15 protein-coding genes are annotated in these 15,129 nt (G+C 74.2%); 9 read left to right on the top strand and 6 right to left on the bottom strand.

Annotated elements, in window-relative coordinates:
- Positions 1-24: 24 nt before the first annotated feature.
- Positions 25-471, top strand: a complete 447-nt coding sequence (locus tag O7635_RS02790) for an Ohr family peroxiredoxin (protein WP_278078818.1) — start codon at positions 25-27, stop codon at positions 469-471.
- Here O7635_RS02790 and O7635_RS02785 read toward each other — a convergent pair.
- Complete coding sequence (locus O7635_RS02785; RefSeq protein ID WP_278078817.1) at positions 431-1,222, bottom strand: PIG-L family deacetylase; 792 nt, start codon at positions 1,220-1,222, stop codon at positions 431-433. The two genes, O7635_RS02790 and O7635_RS02785, sit on opposite strands and share 41 nt — an antisense overlap.
- A 109-nt stretch (positions 1,223-1,331) precedes the next feature.
- Between O7635_RS02785 and O7635_RS02780 the strand changes: the two genes are divergently transcribed.
- From O7635_RS02780 to O7635_RS02750, 7 genes are all read left to right on the top strand, one after another.
- Entirely contained in the window at positions 1,332-2,069 is a 738-nt protein-coding gene (locus tag O7635_RS02780; protein WP_278078816.1) for an SDR family NAD(P)-dependent oxidoreductase, read from the top strand.
- Positions 2,069-2,449, top strand: coding sequence for a SchA/CurD-like domain-containing protein (locus tag O7635_RS02775; RefSeq protein ID WP_278078815.1), 381 nt, complete (start codon positions 2,069-2,071; stop codon positions 2,447-2,449). Before O7635_RS02780 ends, O7635_RS02775 begins: the two co-directional genes overlap by 1 nt.
- Positions 2,446-3,360: an NAD(P)-dependent oxidoreductase gene (locus O7635_RS02770; protein ID WP_278078814.1), complete on the top strand. Its 915-nt coding sequence runs from the start codon at positions 2,446-2,448 to the stop codon at positions 3,358-3,360. Before O7635_RS02775 ends, O7635_RS02770 begins: the two co-directional genes overlap by 4 nt.
- Position 3,361: 1 nt before the next feature.
- Positions 3,362-4,396, top strand: a complete 1,035-nt coding sequence (locus O7635_RS02765; protein WP_278078813.1) for a methyltransferase — start codon at positions 3,362-3,364, stop codon at positions 4,394-4,396.
- The gene (locus tag O7635_RS02760) at positions 4,396-5,229 is read left to right on the top strand and encodes an LLM class flavin-dependent oxidoreductase (RefSeq protein ID WP_278078812.1); all 834 of its coding nucleotides are present in this window, start codon (positions 4,396-4,398) and stop codon (positions 5,227-5,229) included. Before O7635_RS02765 ends, O7635_RS02760 begins: the two co-directional genes overlap by 1 nt.
- Complete coding sequence (locus O7635_RS02755; protein ID WP_278078811.1) at positions 5,226-6,965, top strand: acetyl-CoA carboxylase carboxyltransferase subunit alpha; 1,740 nt, start codon at positions 5,226-5,228, stop codon at positions 6,963-6,965. The genes O7635_RS02760 and O7635_RS02755 overlap by 4 nt, the downstream gene beginning before the upstream one ends.
- A gap of 217 nt (positions 6,966-7,182) precedes the next feature.
- Positions 7,183-9,189, top strand: coding sequence for an AfsR/SARP family transcriptional regulator (locus O7635_RS02750; RefSeq protein ID WP_278078810.1), 2,007 nt, complete (start codon positions 7,183-7,185; stop codon positions 9,187-9,189).
- Between the two features lie 9 nt (positions 9,190-9,198).
- On the opposite strand, the gene O7635_RS02745 is transcribed toward O7635_RS02750, so the two are convergent.
- Positions 9,199-9,900 (bottom strand): SDR family NAD(P)-dependent oxidoreductase, encoded by a 702-nt coding sequence (locus O7635_RS02745; RefSeq protein ID WP_278078809.1) that lies wholly within the window; start codon positions 9,898-9,900, stop codon positions 9,199-9,201.
- Positions 9,901-10,026: 126 nt separating this feature from the next.
- On the opposite strand from O7635_RS02745, the gene O7635_RS02740 reads away from it, so the two are divergent.
- Positions 10,027-11,208, top strand: a complete 1,182-nt coding sequence (locus O7635_RS02740) for a nucleotide disphospho-sugar-binding domain-containing protein (RefSeq protein ID WP_278078808.1) — start codon at positions 10,027-10,029, stop codon at positions 11,206-11,208.
- An 82-nt stretch (positions 11,209-11,290) separates the two neighbouring features.
- Here O7635_RS02740 and O7635_RS02735 read toward each other — a convergent pair whose 3' ends face one another.
- From O7635_RS02735 to O7635_RS02720, 4 genes are read right to left on the bottom strand one after another with little or no spacing between them, the layout of a single operon-like run.
- Positions 11,291-11,656 (bottom strand): SchA/CurD-like domain-containing protein, encoded by a 366-nt coding sequence (locus O7635_RS02735; protein WP_278078807.1) that lies wholly within the window; start codon positions 11,654-11,656, stop codon positions 11,291-11,293.
- A 15-nt stretch (positions 11,657-11,671) separates the two neighbouring features.
- Entirely contained in the window at positions 11,672-12,892 is a 1,221-nt protein-coding gene (locus O7635_RS02730) for a cytochrome P450 (RefSeq protein ID WP_278078806.1), read from the bottom strand.
- Positions 12,893-12,934: 42 nt separating this feature from the next.
- On the bottom strand, positions 12,935-13,387 hold the full coding sequence (locus O7635_RS02725; protein ID WP_278078805.1) for an anthrone oxygenase family protein: 453 nt from the start codon (positions 13,385-13,387) through the stop codon (positions 12,935-12,937).
- 21 nt (positions 13,388-13,408) lie between these two features.
- Positions 13,409-15,022, bottom strand: coding sequence for an FAD-dependent oxidoreductase (locus O7635_RS02720; RefSeq protein ID WP_278078804.1), 1,614 nt, complete (start codon positions 15,020-15,022; stop codon positions 13,409-13,411).
- Positions 15,023-15,129 lie beyond the last annotated feature (107 nt).

Genomic DNA, 15,129 nt, shown 5'->3' with positions numbered 1-15,129 from the left:
GGTGCGTCGACGAGGGAGGCGCAGATGGCGTTGAGTCGGGTGCTCTACCGCACGGGTGCGGTCGCCGAGGGTGGTCGGGCCGGCCGGGTGCGGGTCGACGACGGTGGGCCGGAGTTCACGCTGGCCGTGCCGGCCGGCCTGGGCGGCGACGACGGCGCCGGGGTCAACCCGGAGCAGCTGTTCGCGGCCGGTTATGCCGCCTGTTTCCAGTCGGCGTTGGAAAACGTGGCATCGGGCTACGGCGTCGACCTGGCGGGCAGCCGGGTGCGGGTCGGCGTCGCCCTCGGGCCGACCGGCCGGGGCGGGCTCGGCCTGGCCGTGGACATCGACCTGGACGCGCCGACGGTGGACCCGGACGAGGCCGGTCGCCTGCTGCACCGGGCGCACCGGTTCTGCCCCTACTCGCAGGCGATCGCGGGCAACGTCGAGGTCACCCTGAGCGTACGAGGCGCGCCGGTGCCGGCGAGCTGAGCAGGCCGTGCCCGGGGGGCCGGAGGTCGCGCCGGATGAACCACTCGGTGCCCAGGGCCAGCTCGCGCAGCCGGGGCGGCACCCGGTTGAGCCGGGCCGGGCCGTCGCCGCGGGCGAACTCCGACCGGTGCGCGCACAACGCGCGCCACTTGGTGTCGAGCCACGGCCGCACGTCGACCGCGACGTCGATCGTCTCGGGCGGCACGCCCATCGCCGCGTCGTCGGCCGGCATCTCGGCGCCGTGCCGGCGCAGCCACGAGACCGCGCGCAGCACCGCCGGCCGGGGCCAGGTCGCCAGGTAGAGGCTGGACACCTGCCACGGCGCGCCGGCCTGCGGAGCCACCGCCGGGTGCGCGGCCGCCTCGATCGCCGCCACGGTGGCCCGGTGGGTGCGCACGTGGTCGGGATGGCCGTAGGTCCCGTACGCGTCGTAGGTGACGACGATGTCCGGGCGGACCACCCGGATGTGCGCCACCAGCCGCAACACCACTTCGTCGAGGTCGGCCGCGCACAAGCTGGCCGGCGCGAACGGTGGCCGGCGGCCCGAGTCACCGAAACCGAGCAGCCGCGGCGGGCCGGCACCCAGCACCGCGAGGCTCTCGGCCAGCTCGCCGACGCGGGGCCCCACCAGATCGGCGGCGCACGTCACGACCGCCGCCGGCCAGCCGTGCGCGGTGTGCCGGGCCAACAACCCGCCTGTCCACAGTGCCTCGTCGTCGGGATGGGCATGGACGCAGAGCAGGGTCGCCATCGGTCCCCCGACCGCTCGAACGGGATTCAAGCCTGACGCGAGTGAGCGTGGCGAGGATAGCCCGCGTCCGGACCGACCGGCCGGGCGGCCGGCAACGGGAGGAGCTGTGGTGCTGACACTGACCGACAGGCGGGTGCTGGTGACCGGCGGGACGCGGGGCGCCGGACGCGCCACCGTGCTCGCCTTCGCGCGGGCGGGCGCCACGGTCGCCACCTGCTATCACCGCGACGCCGAGGCGGCCGAGTCGCTCGTCCGCGAGCTGAAGGAGATCGGCGCCGCCCAACCGCTGGTCGTCGAGGCCGACGTGACCAGGAGCGCCGACGTCGCGCGGCTCGCCGAGGCCGTGCGCGGCACCCTGGGCGGGCTCGACGTGCTGGTGAACAACGTCGGTGTGGACGGCAGCGCGCCGCTGCCGGAGCTCGAGCCGACCGAGTGGCACCGGCTCGTCGACCTCGACCTGACTTCCTTCTACCTGACCACCCGCGCGGTCCTGCCGCTGCTGGCCGAGGGCGCCGCGATCGTCAACATCGGCGCGTCGAGCGCGTTGCGCGGCCGGCCGGACGCAATGCACTACACCTCGGCCAAGGCCGCGGTCATCGGCCTGACCCGGTCGCTGGCCAAGGAGCTCGGCGGCCGGGGGATCCGGGTCAACGTGGTCGCGCCCGGCCTGATCGAGCCCGAGGCCGGCACCGGCCTGCCGCCGCACGTGCTGGCCAACATCCGCGGCATGACGGCGCTGGGCCGGCTGGCCACGCCCGAGGACGTTGCCGGCGCGGTGCTCTTCCTGGGCAGCGACCTCGCCCGCTACGTCACCGGAGTGACGATCAACGTCGATGGAGGAATGTGATGCCGTACGCCGCGATCACCTACCGGATCAAGCCGGGGCACGAGGACGAGATCGCCGAGATCTTCGCCGGCTTCAACCGGGTGGACACGCCCGTGCTCACCGCGCCCGACGGCGCCGAGGTCGGGAAGCTGCTCGGCACCGGCGTGTTCGTCAAGGACGACGTGCTGGTCCGCGTCATCCACTACGAGGGCGAGTTCGCCGCGATCGGCCGGCACATGGCCACCCAGCCCGGCGTGCGGGAGATCGAGGAGCGGCTCGCCCCGTTCCTCGCCGAGCAGCGGGACACCAGTGACCCGAAGGCGTTCGGGGCGTACTTCCGCAACGCCGTGATGCGCAGCGTCTCCCAGCTCTCCGTCGACACGCACCCGGCCGGCCGGTGAACGCGCCGACGCCCCGCGTGGCCGTGGTCGGCCTCGGTGGGATGGGCGGTGGCGTGGCCAAGCGGCTGGTCGCCGCCGGCCTCGCGCCGCTCGTCTGGAACCGCAGCGAGGGCAAGGCCCGGGCGCTGGTCACGGCCGGCGCGGTGGCCGCGGGCTCGCCCGCCGAGGTCGCGGCCGCGGCCGACGTGGTGCTGGTCAGCCTCAGCGACGAGCAGGCGGTCGAGGAGGTGCTGTTCGGCGAGATGCTGCCGCACCTGCGGGCCGGCAGCACTGTTGTCGAGATGACGACGCTCGCGCCCGGCTATGCCCGGGCCGCGGCGGAACGGCTCGCCAAGGAGGACGTGCGCCGGGTCGAGGCCTGTCTGATCGGCAACCCGGAGATGGCCGAGGCCGGGCACCTGCGGGTCTTCGTGGCCGGCGAGCGCGCGCACGTCGACGCGGTGCAGCCCGTCTTCGACGCCTTGGCCCGCCAGGGCATGCTCTACCTCGGTCCGACCGGACAGGCGGCGGCCATGAAGCTCGCCTTCAACCTGCTGCTCGGCGTGCAGACCGCCGGGCTGGCCGAGGCGGTGCTCTTCGCCGAGCAGGCGGGCCTGAGTCGCGAGCTGCTGTTGACCGCGATCCAGAAGAGCGGGTGGCGCTCGCCGGTGCTCAACTTCCGCGCCGACTTCATGCGCACCCGGACCTACCAGCCGCCCGGCTTCCGCGCCGAGCTGATGGCCAAGGACATGCGACTGGCGGTGGGTGACGCGCAGGCACAGGGCGTGTCGCTGCCGATGACCCGGCAGGCGGCGCTGCGGTTCGACGCGGCGGTGTCGGCCGGTTCCGGCGACAGTGACGCCGCCGTCGTGGTGGAGATCCCGACCGGCGACCCGGATGGACCGGGTCGCGACGAGCTGAACGGAGCGTGACATGGGCGCCCTGGTCGCCGAAACCGACAACCCCGCCAGCATCCTGCGCATCGGCACCGCCTTCTGCGAGGCCAAGGCCCTGCTGACGGCGCTCGAGCTGCGGCTGTTCGACCGGCTCCACGAGGACGGGCCGTTGCCCGCCGCCGGCATCGCGCAGCGGCTCGACCTGCACGAGCGGGGCGTGCCGCACTTCCTCGACCTGCTGGTCACGCTCGGGCTGCTGACCCGCTCCGAGCAGGGGTACGCCAACTCGGTCGCCACCGACCGCTACCTCGTGCGCTCCGAACCCACGTACGTCGGTGGCTTCCTGGAGCGGGCCAACCACAACCTCTATCCCGCGTGGGGCAAGCTCGGCGAGGCGCTGCGCACCGGCAAGCCGCAGGCGGGCGCCGACTACGCCATGATGATCAAGAATCCGCGGCTGCTGGCCCGCTTCCTGGACATGATGGACGCGCTGACCAACCAGATCGGCCCGCAGGTCGCCGAGGCGGTCGACTGGAGCGACTACCGCTCGGTGCTGGACGTCGGCGGCGCCCGCGGCAACCTGCTGTCCCATGTGGTCAAAGCCAACCCCCACCTGCACGGGATCGTCTTCGACCTGCCCGAGGACGCCGGGCCGTTCGCGGAGCACATGGCCGGGCTCGGCCTCACCGACCGGATGACCTTCCACCCGGGCAGCTTCCTCACGGACCTGCTGCCGTCCGCCGACGCCGTCGTGATCGGGCACGTGCTCCACGACTGGGCGCCGGAGGAGCGGCGGATGCTGGTCGGCAAGGCGTTCGACGCGCTGCCGCCGGGCGGGCTGCTGGTCATCTACGACCCCATGGTCGACGCGGAGCTGACCCACCCGGAGAACCTGGTCGTCAGCCTCGACATGCTGCTCACCACCGACGGCGGTTCGGAGTACAGCGTCGAGGAGGCGACGGAATGGCTGCGCGACGCCGGTTTCGAGGGCGTCACGAGCCGGGCGCTCGGCGAGAGCGACACCCTTGTCCACGCCCGCAAGCCCGGCACGCTGTCCGGGCCGGGTGCCTGATGGAGGTCGGCATCGGCCTGCCCGCCACCGTCCCCGGCGTCACCGGCGAGGGCGTCGTGGACTGGGCGGGCCGGGCCGAGCGGCAGGGCTTCTCGTCCGTCGCGGTGCTCGACCGGCTGGTCTACGACAACCTGGAGCCCGTCGTCGCGCTCGCCGCCGCGGCGGCCGTCACCCGGCGGATCCGGCTGGCCACCACGATCCTGATCGCCGCGTACCGGTCCGACGCCGCCGTGCTTATCAAGCAGCTGGCCACGGTCGACCGGCTCAGCGGCGGCCGGCTGGTGCTGGGCGTCGCCGCGGGCAACCGGGCCGACGACTACGACGCGTGCGGCACCGGGTTCGGTGACCGGGGCCGGCGGCTGGACCGGTTCCTGGCCGCGCTGCCGGACCGGTGGCGCGCCCAGGCGCCGGAGCTGTCGAGCCCGCCGCCGATCCTGGTCGGTGGGCACTCGGATGCGGCGATCCAGCGCGCGGCGCGGTTCGGCACGGGCTGGATCGCGGGCGGGAGCGCGGCGATGCCCTATCCGGCGCTGGCGGACCGAGCCCGCGCCGTCTGGGCGGCCGCGGGTCGCACGGACCCGCCGCGGATGGTGTCGCTCGGCTACTTCGCGCTCGGGGACGGCGCGGCCGACGCGGCGCGGCACTACATCAACCGCTACTACGCGCACGCCGGGCCGTACGTCCAGAAGGTCCTCGCCTCGGCGTTGACCGACCCCGAGGCGGTGCGGCGCACGGTCGCGGAACGGTCGGCCGCCGGGTGCGACGAGCTCGTGCTGTTCCCGTGCGTGGCGGACCCGAAGCAGGTGGATCTGCTGGCGGAGGCGATCGGATGACTGACGTGGTGCTCGACGCGGTGACGGCCGAGCCGGACTGGCTGCGCTGCGAATCCTGCCGTGAGCTCGTCTACGGCCGGCGCTACCGGCGCGACCTGCGGATCTGTCCGCACTGCCGCGCCCACGGCCGGCTGACCGCGCCCGAGCGCATCGCGACGCTGTTCGACCCGGGCTCCGTCGTCGACCTGCCGGCGGTCGAGGTGGCCGAGGACCCGCTGGGTTTCGCGGCGCAGCGGCCCTACCCGGAGAGCCTGGCCAGGGCCCGTGCGCAGACCGGCCTGCCGGAAGCGGCCCTGTGCGTGCGGGCGACGATCGAGGGCGAGCCGGTGTACGCGGTCGTGCTCGACTTCCGGTTCCTGGGCGGCAGCATGGGCGTGGCCGTCGGCGAGGCGGTCACCCGCACGGCCGAGGCCGCCCTCCGGGACCGGCTGCCGCTGCTGCTGGTGACCGCCTCCGGTGGCGCCCGCATGCAGGAGGGCGCCCTGTCGCTGATGCAGATGGCCAAGACCAGCCAGGCGCTGGCCGCCCTCGACGAGGCCGGCGTCCTCACGATCACCCTCGTGACCGACCCGACGTACGGCGGTGTGGCCGCCTCGTTCACGACGCTGACCGACGTCGTGCTCGCCGAACCCGGCGCGCACCTGGGTTTCGCCGGTCCGCGGGTGATCGCGCAGACCACCGGTCAGCGGTTGCCGGAGGGCTTCCAGACCGCCGAGTTCCTGCTGGCCCGCGGCTTGATCGACGATGTGGTGCCGCGGGTCGCCGTGCCGGGCGCGATCGCGCGGCTGCTGCGGGTCGCCGCACCAGCGCCGCTCGAGCCCGACGACCCCCTTGCTTTGCTTCCATCGGCGCATCAGCCGAGTCCGTGGCTGATGCGTATTGGTAAGCAAAGCAAGGAGGCGGAGCCGGCGCAGGTGGCGGAGCCGGCGGGGGCGGCCGAGCGGACGGCGTGGGAGGCGGTCCGGCTGGCCCGCCACCCGGACCGCCCCACCACGGCGGACTACGTGAGCTACCTGCTGACCGACTTCCACGAGCTGCACGGCGACCGGATCGGCGGCGACAGCCGGGCGGTCATCGCGGGCCTCGGTCGCCTGGGCGACCTGCCGATCGTGCTGGTCGGCCACGACAAGGGCCACCGCACGACCGAACGGACGGCCCGCAACTTCGGCATGGCGAGCCCGGCCGGCTACCGCAAGGCGGCCCGGGTCATGCGGCTGGCCGCCAAGCTGGGCCTGCCCGTGGTGACCCTGATCGACACCCCCGGGGCCGACCCGGGTCCGGACTCCGAGAGCAACGGCCAGGCCGTGGCGATCGCCGAGAACCTGCGGCTGATGGCGCGGCTGCCGGTGCCGGTCGTCTGTGTGGTGATCGGCGAGGGCGGCAGCGGCGGCGCGCTGGCGGTCGGCGTCGGCAACCGGGTGCTCGCCGCGGAGCACGCCGTCTACTCGGTGATCAGTCCGGAAGGCTGTGCCGCGATCCTCTGGAAGGACCCGGCCGCCGCGCCCGACGCCGCGACCGCGCTCCGGCTGACGCCGCGCGACCTGCTGGGCCAGGGCGTGATCGACGCGATCGTGCCCGAGCCGCCGGGTGGCGCGCACACCGACCCGATCCGCGCCGCGGAACTGTTGGGTGAGGCCGTCGAACGGACGTTACGGGAGCTGTCCACAATGTCCGCAGATGAGCTGGTGACCCAGCGCTTCAACCGATTCCGAGCCCTCGGTGGTCCGGCGGTCTGATTTTCCCTCCCCGGCCTGACCTCGCACACCAGCGGATTGCGAGCGACCGACGGCACAGTGTTACCTGAACAGACGTGCGGGGCGGGCGGGGCACGACGGCGAGAACGCCGGGGGACGTGTCGGGCCCGCGGGAACGGCGCTGACGATCAGACGGGGGGCCGGGCGAGTTCGCGTCGTGACCCAGGTGCGCACGTCGAAAAAGTCCTGGGGAGGACCGATGCACTTTCGGATTCTGGGGGCACTGGAGATCGTCCGAGGTGATCAGGACCGGACGCCGAGCACACCCAAGCTTCGGCAGGTCATGGCGCTGCTCCTGGTCAGACACAACCGCATCGTGCGGACCAACGAGCTGGTCGACGAGCTCTGGGGCGAAGATCCGCCCCCGAGCGCGCTGGCCACTTTGCAGACCTACATCTACAAGCTGAGGAAGCTCCTCGCGACCGACGAGCCGGGTGGCCGCGAGGAACTGCTCCGGACCAAGCCGCACGGCTACTACGTCGACCTGTCGGGTCAGCATCTCGACAGCTGCCTGTTCGGCCAACTGGTCGACGCCGGGCGGGCCAGGATGGAGCAGGGCGACCACAGCGAGACCTCCCGGCTGCTGACCGAGGCGCTGGGCATCTGGCGCGGCGGGGCGCTGGCCGACGTCGTGCACGGCAACGTGCTGGCGGCCGAGGTCACCCGCCTCGAGGAGTGGCGGCTGCAGGCGCTGGAGATCCGGCTCGACGCCGACCTGGCGCTCGGCCGGCACCGCGAGCTGCTCGGCGAGCTGCGCACGCTGGCCGCGGCGCACCCGCTGCACGAAGGGTTCCAGGCCAAGCTGATGGCCGCCCTGCACCGGTCCGGCCGCCGCTACGAGGCCCTGGACGTCTATCACCGGCTCAGCCAGCTCCTCGACGCGGAACTGGGTCTCGAGCCGTCGCCGGAGCTGTTGCGGCTGCACCGCTCGCTGCTGTCGCCGCAGCCGCTCGACGAGACCAGCGGCGCCGACGCGCAGGTGGTCGAGGTGGCGCCGGCGGGACGCCCGCTGCCCGCGCCGGCCCAGTTGCCACCCGGGGTCATCGACCTGACCGGTCGCGACGCCATGGTGGCGCGGATCGAGCGCAGCGTGCTCGGCGACGCGGCGGCGAGCGGCATCGTTACGATCACCGGCGGGGCCGGCGTCGGCAAGACCGCCCTGGCCGTGCACGCCGCGCACCACATGGGCGTGCACTTCCCGGACGGTCAGCTCTTCGTCGACCTGCGGGGCAGCGGCCGCGCCCCGGCCGAACCGGCGCAGATCCTCGACCAGATGCTCCGGGCGCTGGGCGTGCCGGCCGACCAGGTGCCGGCGACGGTCGAGGAGCGCGGGCAGCTGCTGCGGACCGTCACGGCCCGCCGCCGCGTGCTGGTGGTGCTCGACGACGCCCACTCGCCGGGGCAGGTCGCCCCGTTGCTGCCGGGCGCGGGGGGACCGGCCGTCCTGATCACCGGGCGCGGCCCGACCGTGCCCGCCGCCGAGCAGGTGGTCCTGGACCGGCTCGAGCCGCAGCACGGCGTCGAGCTGCTGACCCGGATGATCGGCAGCGAACGGGTCGCGGCCGAGCCGGCCGCGGCGGCCCGGATCGTCGAGCTGTGCGGCGGCCTGCCGCTGGCCCTGCGGGCGGTCGGCACCCGGCTCGCGGCGACCTGGTTGTGGCCGCTGCACCTGGTCGCCGAGCTGCTCGCCGACTCGCCGCACCGGCTGCGCATGCTGCGCGTGGCGGACATCGACATCCGATGTCGGTTCGACGCCACGCTCGAGCGGCTCGACAAGGCCGAGCGGGCGGCCTTCCTGGTGCTCGGCGCGCGGTTGCCAGGCGAGTTCGACGCGGCCGAGGCGGCCGACCTGCTCGGTGCCGGCCGGGACGACGCCCAGGCGCTGCTGACCGGCCTGGTCGACGCCTACCTGTTGCGCCCGGTGCACTCCGGCCCGCCGGCGGTCCGCTACGCGTTCGACGAGCTGGTCCGGGTGTACGCGCGTGAGCTGCTGGACAGCGCGGCCGCGCCCGACCAGCCGGACGACGCGGGCGGGGTCCTCGACACCGGCCGGCCGCTGATCGGCGGTGGCCTGCTGCTGGTGGACTCCGGGATCGACGGCGTCTTCCGGGCCCACCGCATCAACACCGATCGGCGCCCGGAGATCGTCGACGACAGCTGGGCGGCGGCCCATCGGTCGGCCGCCAACGGTCGGCTGCCGCACTGACCTGCCGGCCTACCATGCGGCGGGTCGTCCGTGGCGCAACAGCGCCCCGTGCGACCCGCCGTCCGGCAGCGTCGCGGCGGCCACGATGTCACCGGCGGCCTCGTGCGGGCCGCGCGGCGCGTCCGGCCGCATGCGGGTCCGCACCAGCCCCGGGTTGACGGCGTTGACCAGCACGCCGGTGCCGGCCAGCTCTGCGGCCAGCAGCACGGTGACGGCGTTGACGACCACTTTGGACACCGAGTACGCGGGCGCGCCGGCGAACAGCCCGTTGCTGAACACGCCCGTCCCGCTGGACACGAACACCACCCGGCCCCAGCCGCGCTCGACCATCCCGGGCACGGCGGCCTGGCTGACCCGCCAGGCGCCCAGCGCGTTGACGGCCAGCGTGCGCTCGACCAGGTCGAGTGGCACGTCGGAGGGCCGGCCACCGGCGTCGAGCAGCACGCCGGCGTTGTTCACCAGGATGTCCACCGGGCCGATGTCGGCGACCGCGCGCCGCACGCTGCCCGGATCCGTGACGTCGAGCGCGACCGCCCGCACGTCGGCACCGATGGCCGCGGCGGCCGCGGCCGCGTCGGCGTGCCGCCGGGCGGTGAGCACGACCCGGTGGCCGAGCTTGTGCAGCAGCGCGCAGGTCGCCTCGCCGAGACCCCGGTTCCCGCCGGTGACCAGGGCGGTCCGCGGCGCGGTCGAGCCGTCGTCGTTCGTCATGCGGCCAGCATCGCCGCGGGTGCTGGAACGCCGGTGGTGCGCCGGTAAAGCGGCCCTCGACCCGACCGCGAGCCGGGCGGCGCACCGTGGACCGGGAACACCTTCGACGGAGGGACGGTGCCGCTGATGCGGGTGCTGATGACAACGTGGGCGTGGCGCAGCCACCTCTATGCGATGACGCCGCTGGCCTGGGCGCTGCGCGCGGCGGGCCACGAGGTCCGGGTCGCGGCGCCGCCCGCGCTGGCCGGGCCGGCCGCGGGCGCCGGGGTCGCGCTGGTGCCGGTCGGCGCCGACGTCGACCCGCTGCCGGCGTTCCGCACGTTCGCCGGCCGCAACCGGCCGGGCGACCAGAAGCCGGCGGGCGGTGGGCCGGCCGCGCGCGGGGTGCCGCGGGCGCTGACCGTGTTCGCCGAGATCGCGGAGGCGATGGCTGGCGACCTGATCGAGTTCACCCGCGCCTGGCGCCCCGACCTCGTCGTCTACGACCCCACCGCGTGGGCCGGCGCGTTCGCCGCGGCCGCCACCGGCACGCCGGCCGTCCGCCACGCCTACGGGCTCGACCTGCTGAGCCGGCTGTCCGGACCGGTCGCCGACCTGCTGGCGCCGCTGGCCGCGCGGCACGGGCTCGACCCGGTGGACCCGGCCGCCGCGCCCACCGTCGACCCGTGCCCCGGCCGGTTCCAGCTCGACACCCTGGCCGACCGCCTGCCGATGCGCTACGTGCCGTTCAACGGCCCGGGCACCCAGGAGTCGCCGCTGCCGGCGCCGCGCCGGCCGCGGGTGTGCGTCACGTGGGGCACGACGATGGCCCGCCTCGACCCGGCGTACCTGCTGATCGGGCCGGTGATCTCGGTGTTGGCCGGCACCGGGGTCGAGGTGGTGGTGGCAGTGACCGCGGCACAGCGGCCGCTGCTCGGCGTGCTGCCGCCCGGTGTGCGGGTGGTCACCGACGTGCCGCTGCACCTGGTGGTGCCGGGCAGCGCGGCGCTGGTCGCGCACGGTGGCGCCGGCACGATGCTGACCGGGCTGTCGCACGGCGTGCCGCAGGTGCTCATTCCCCAGCTGCCGGACCACGCCGTGCACGCGCGGCGGCTCACCGGCGTGGGCGCCGGCCTGGTCATCGACCGCGACGGGGACCTCACCGACGTGCGCATCCGCGAGGCGGTCGGCCGGGTCCTCGACGAGGACGGCTACCGGCTCGAGGCGGCCGCGCTCGCCGCCGACATGGCGGCGCAGCCGACGCCCAACGCGGTGGCGGCGGCGCTGGCCGAGCTGGCCCGGGTGCCACAGCCAGCCGGGACCCGCTGACCGGCACGACAACGGGGCGGCGGATCCGTCGGACGCCGGTGGGGGGTGTCCCGGGACGGATCCGCCGCCCCTGCTTTCGCGGTCAGTCGCGCACGGAAAGGGCCGACAGGCAGCGCATCTCGCTGCCGGTCAGCGTGGCGACGAAACCGTCCACAGTGTCCGTGTGGCGGGGCGAGGCCAGGAACGGCTTGAGCTTGCGCTCGACCTCCTGCACGCCCGGCTGGCCGGCCATGAACCGGGCGACGTCGGCGAGGCTGCCCTCGTACTCGATGAAGCGGACCATCGTGGCGTCCCGGATGAACAGCGCGGTGCTGAGGATCTTGCCCACCTCGCGCCCGGCGGCGTCGGTGACCGCCGGGTTGCCCACCCGGCGGAAGCCGGTGAAGATCTTCGCGATCTCGTCCTCGCAACCGGCCTTGATGTCGTAGGTGATGGCGGCGATCGGCATCGGATGCCTTCCGTTCTAGGCGGTGAGCCGGACGGGCAGCGCCGTCAGGCCACGAATGATCAGGTTGGAGCGGTAGGTCAGCTCGTCGCTGTCGAGCTCGATCCGGGCGGCCCGGCGGACCAGCGTGCCGAGCGCGATGCGCCCCTCCAGCCGGGCCAGCGCGGCGCCGAGGCAGAAGTGGATGCCGCCGTCGAACGAGATGTGCCGGTTGTCCGCCCGGCCGAGGTCGAGGCGCTCCGGGTCGGCGAAGGCCGCCGGGTCGCGGTTGGCCGCGCCGCGCAGCAGCACGACCTGGTCGCCCGCGGCGATCTCGTGGTCGCCCAGCCGGACGTCGGCCAGGGCGGTGCGCCGGCTCATCTGGGTCGGCGGGTCGTAGCGCAGCAGCTCCTCGACCGCGGTCGTGGCCAGACCCGGGTCCGCGCGCCACCGTTCGTGCTCGGCGGGGTTGCGGAGCAGGGCCAGGGTGCCGTTGCCGATCAGGTCCATCGTCGTCTCGTGACCGGCGACGTAGAGCAGGATGCACGTGGTCAGCAGCTCGTTCTCGCTGAGCCGCTCGTCGTTGTCCCGCACCGCGACCAGGTCGCTGAGCAGATCGTCGCCGGGCTGCTGCCGGCGCTGTGCGAGCAGCTCGTGGAAGTACTCGTCGAACGCCGCGAACGCCTCGTTGCGCTCCCGCAGCTCCTCCGGGGTGTGGTTGAAGTCGGGGTCGACGCCCCGGGCGACCAGGTGCGAGAGCTCCTTGACCGCCTCGCGGTCGGCGGCCGGCACGCCGAGCATCTCGCTGATCACCGTCGCCGGCAGCGGATACCCGAAGTCGCCGATGACGTCCGCCGCGCCCGCCTCCAGCATCGCGTCGACCATCTCGTCGACGATCTCCTGGATCCGCGGTGCGAGCCGCTCGATCCGCCGCGGGGTGAAGGCCCGGCTGACCAGCGACCGCAGCCGGGTGTGCTCGGGCGGGTCCAGCAGGATGAACGGCAGGCTGCGGCCGGTGACCGGGCGGCGGAAGGTGTTCTCCCGCAACGCGGCGCCGGTGCCGTGGCCGAAGCGCGGGTCGCGGAACACCGCCTGGCAGTCGTGATAGCCGCTGACCAACCAATGGCCCCGGGGCGTACGGAACACCGGCGCCCGTTCACGCAGCCGGCGGTAGACCGGGTAGGGGTCGGCCCGGTGCGCGGGATGGAACGGGTCGAAGTCGATGGGCGCCGGGCGTCCGGCGACCGCTTGGTCAGCCACGATGGTGGTCCTTCCGGATCGGGAGCGGCACCGCCCCGCGGGTCAGACCCACGTGGCGGCCAGGCAGTTGGCGGCGAACGCCGCGGCGGCCAGGGACGTGCGGAGCAGGTGCCACGACCGCCAGACCGGCCGCGGGTCGGACCAGTCGGCCGGGATCGCGTCCGCGTCGACGGCCCGCATCCGCTTGTTGATCGGCACGTTCGCCAGGTGCGAGACGACGGAGACGCCGACGAGCAGGACCGCGGCGGTGAGCGCCGTCGCCCGCGTCGCCGCGGTGCCGGCGCTCACCGCCCACGCCAGGTCGGCCAGCGTCGCGCCGATCACGATGATCGGCATGGTGGGATCCCAGTTCCGCCCGAGCAGCTTGTGCGCGTGGATGTAGCGGTCCGGTGTCATCGCCATCAGCGCCGGCACCATGCTCAGCGCGACGGCGAACAGCACACCGGTGACGACGCCGCTGCCGAGCAGGGCGACGACGGCGAGGACACGGTCCATAGTGGATCCTTTCTTGACCGCTCAGCGGAGCGGGACGTCGGCCATCCGGGCCAGCGCCTCGGCCAGCACCACGTCGGGCTCGGCCACCTCGTCCGCGCTGCGCCAGGCGACGAACGCGTCGGGCCGCACGAGCACGGCACCGTTGCCGGTCACCCCGTAGGCCTGCGCCCACCGCTGCTCCGGGTCGGCCAGGTCGCCGCCCGGCCCGATGCGGTAGCACTGCAAGGGCACCGGCAGGCGCTCGGCGACCACCGCCGCGGCCTTGGCCCAGGCGTCGCCCTCGACCCCCGTGAGCAGCACCCAAGAGCCGAAGAACAGGTCGATCGTGGAGATCCGCTCGCCGGCCCGGTCGAGCCACACGTGCGGCGCCCGCGTGCCCGGCTCGCCGAGCAGCTCCAGCCGGGGGACCAGCACGTCGGGGGAGTCGGCGCCGGTCAGCGCCGTCGATCGGTAGCGGTAGCCCAGCGTGATGATGATGTCGTCCACCATCCGCTCGTGGTCGTCGGGCTTGGCGATGCCGTGCCGGATCCGGTTGCGCACCATCGCCTGCTCGGCCATCGCGGCGCCCAGCGGCCGGCGCTCCGCGTCGTAGCTGTCGAGCAGCCCCTCGCCGCCCTGGCCGCGCAGCGCCGCGGTCAGCTTCCAGGCCAGGTTGTGCGCGTCGTGGATCCCGGTGTTGGCGCCGAAACCGCCGGCCGGCGGGTGCAGGTGCGCCGCGTCGCCGGCCAGGAACACCCGGCCGACCCGGAACCGCTCGGCCACCAGCTGGGCGCCCTCCCACGGGACCTTCGCGACGATCTCGACGTCGAGGTCGGCGCGGCCGGCGGCGGTGCGCACCACCTCGACGCAGCGCTCGTCGGAGAAGTCGGCCGGCGACTCGCCGTCCTCGGGGTGATAGAGCGGCGCGGCCAGCCACGGGTCCTGGCCGTGCAGCCGGGACAGGCCGACCATCACGCCGCCGGCCATCGCGTAGCAGAGGATGAACTTCCGGCCCTGGAGCAGTTCGTCGAGCTCCGGCGCGCGGAAATAGATGCTCATCGCGTTGAAGACGTTGCCGCGGCCGCTGCGGGGCACGCCGAGGACCTCACGGACCTTGCTGCGCGCCCCGTCGGCGCCGACCAGGTAGCGCGCGCGGAAGCGGCGCCGGTCACCCGACTCGACGTCCTCGACGGTCGCCGTGACGCCCGTGGCGTCCTGGTGCAGGTCGACCAGTCGCGTGCCGAAGTGGAGGGTGGCGCCCGCGTCGGTGGCCCGGGCCATCAGCACCGTCTCGTAGCGGTCCTGCCCGCAGCCCATCACCCGCTCCGGGCTGATCCGCTCGCCGTCCAGCGACGGTGACTCCAGCAGCACGGCGTCGTCGATCTCGGCGAACGTGTTGACCCGCAGGATGCCGCCCTCGAAGTACTCGTGGGAGTCACCGATCTCCAGTGCGCGTACGTCCGCGCCCGCGCCCGCCGCCCGGAACAGCTCCATCGTGCGGGCCTGCAGTCCCGGCGCGCGGGGGAGCACCGAGGTGCCGGACCGCTTCTCGACCAGGGTCGGCCGGATCCCCTGCCTGGCCAGGAAGAGCGCCGTCGACAGGCCGACCGGCCCGGCGCCCACGATGAGTACGGGGACCTCTTCGTCGTAGTCCATGTCTGCCTTCCTGCCGCCCGACAAATGGGTTCCAGCGAACCGGATGCTGGTCGGCGCGGATCGAGAGCGACTGGCGGCCACCTGGCGAGGCCGTCCGCCGGGGCGTT

This window comes from Asanoa sp. WMMD1127 (assembly GCF_029626225.1).
In the GTDB taxonomy this organism is placed as follows: Bacteria; Actinomycetota; Actinomycetes; order Mycobacteriales; family Micromonosporaceae; genus Asanoa.
Note: the sequence above shows the minus strand (reverse complement) of the source record. Positions and strands in the feature narration are given on the sequence as shown.

What these genes read in the sequence shown, in the direction of transcription:
- O7635_RS02755 (WP_278078811.1), top strand. Translation starts at nt 5,226, where the DNA reads ATGACTGACGTGGTGCTCGACGCGGTGACGGCCGAGCCGGACTGGCTG.
- O7635_RS02745 (WP_278078809.1), bottom strand. Translation starts at nt 9,900, where the DNA reads ATGACGAACGACGACGGCTCGACCGCGCCGCGGACCGCCCTGGTCACC.
- O7635_RS02735 (WP_278078807.1), bottom strand. Translation starts at nt 11,656, where the DNA reads ATGCCGATCGCCGCCATCACCTACGACATCAAGGCCGGTTGCGAGGAC.
- O7635_RS02790 (WP_278078818.1), top strand. Translation starts at nt 25, where the DNA reads ATGGCGTTGAGTCGGGTGCTCTACCGCACGGGTGCGGTCGCCGAGGGT.
- O7635_RS02785 (WP_278078817.1), bottom strand. Translation starts at nt 1,222, where the DNA reads ATGGCGACCCTGCTCTGCGTCCATGCCCATCCCGACGACGAGGCACTG.
- O7635_RS02765 (WP_278078813.1), top strand. Translation starts at nt 3,362, where the DNA reads ATGGGCGCCCTGGTCGCCGAAACCGACAACCCCGCCAGCATCCTGCGC.
- O7635_RS02740 (WP_278078808.1), top strand. Translation starts at nt 10,027, where the DNA reads ATGCGGGTGCTGATGACAACGTGGGCGTGGCGCAGCCACCTCTATGCG.
- O7635_RS02775 (WP_278078815.1), top strand. Translation starts at nt 2,069, where the DNA reads ATGCCGTACGCCGCGATCACCTACCGGATCAAGCCGGGGCACGAGGAC.
- O7635_RS02760 (WP_278078812.1), top strand. Translation starts at nt 4,396, where the DNA reads ATGGAGGTCGGCATCGGCCTGCCCGCCACCGTCCCCGGCGTCACCGGC.
- O7635_RS02725 (WP_278078805.1), bottom strand. Translation starts at nt 13,387, where the DNA reads ATGGACCGTGTCCTCGCCGTCGTCGCCCTGCTCGGCAGCGGCGTCGTC.
- O7635_RS02750 (WP_278078810.1), top strand. Translation starts at nt 7,183, where the DNA reads ATGCACTTTCGGATTCTGGGGGCACTGGAGATCGTCCGAGGTGATCAG.
- O7635_RS02720 (WP_278078804.1), bottom strand. Translation starts at nt 15,022, where the DNA reads ATGGACTACGACGAAGAGGTCCCCGTACTCATCGTGGGCGCCGGGCCG.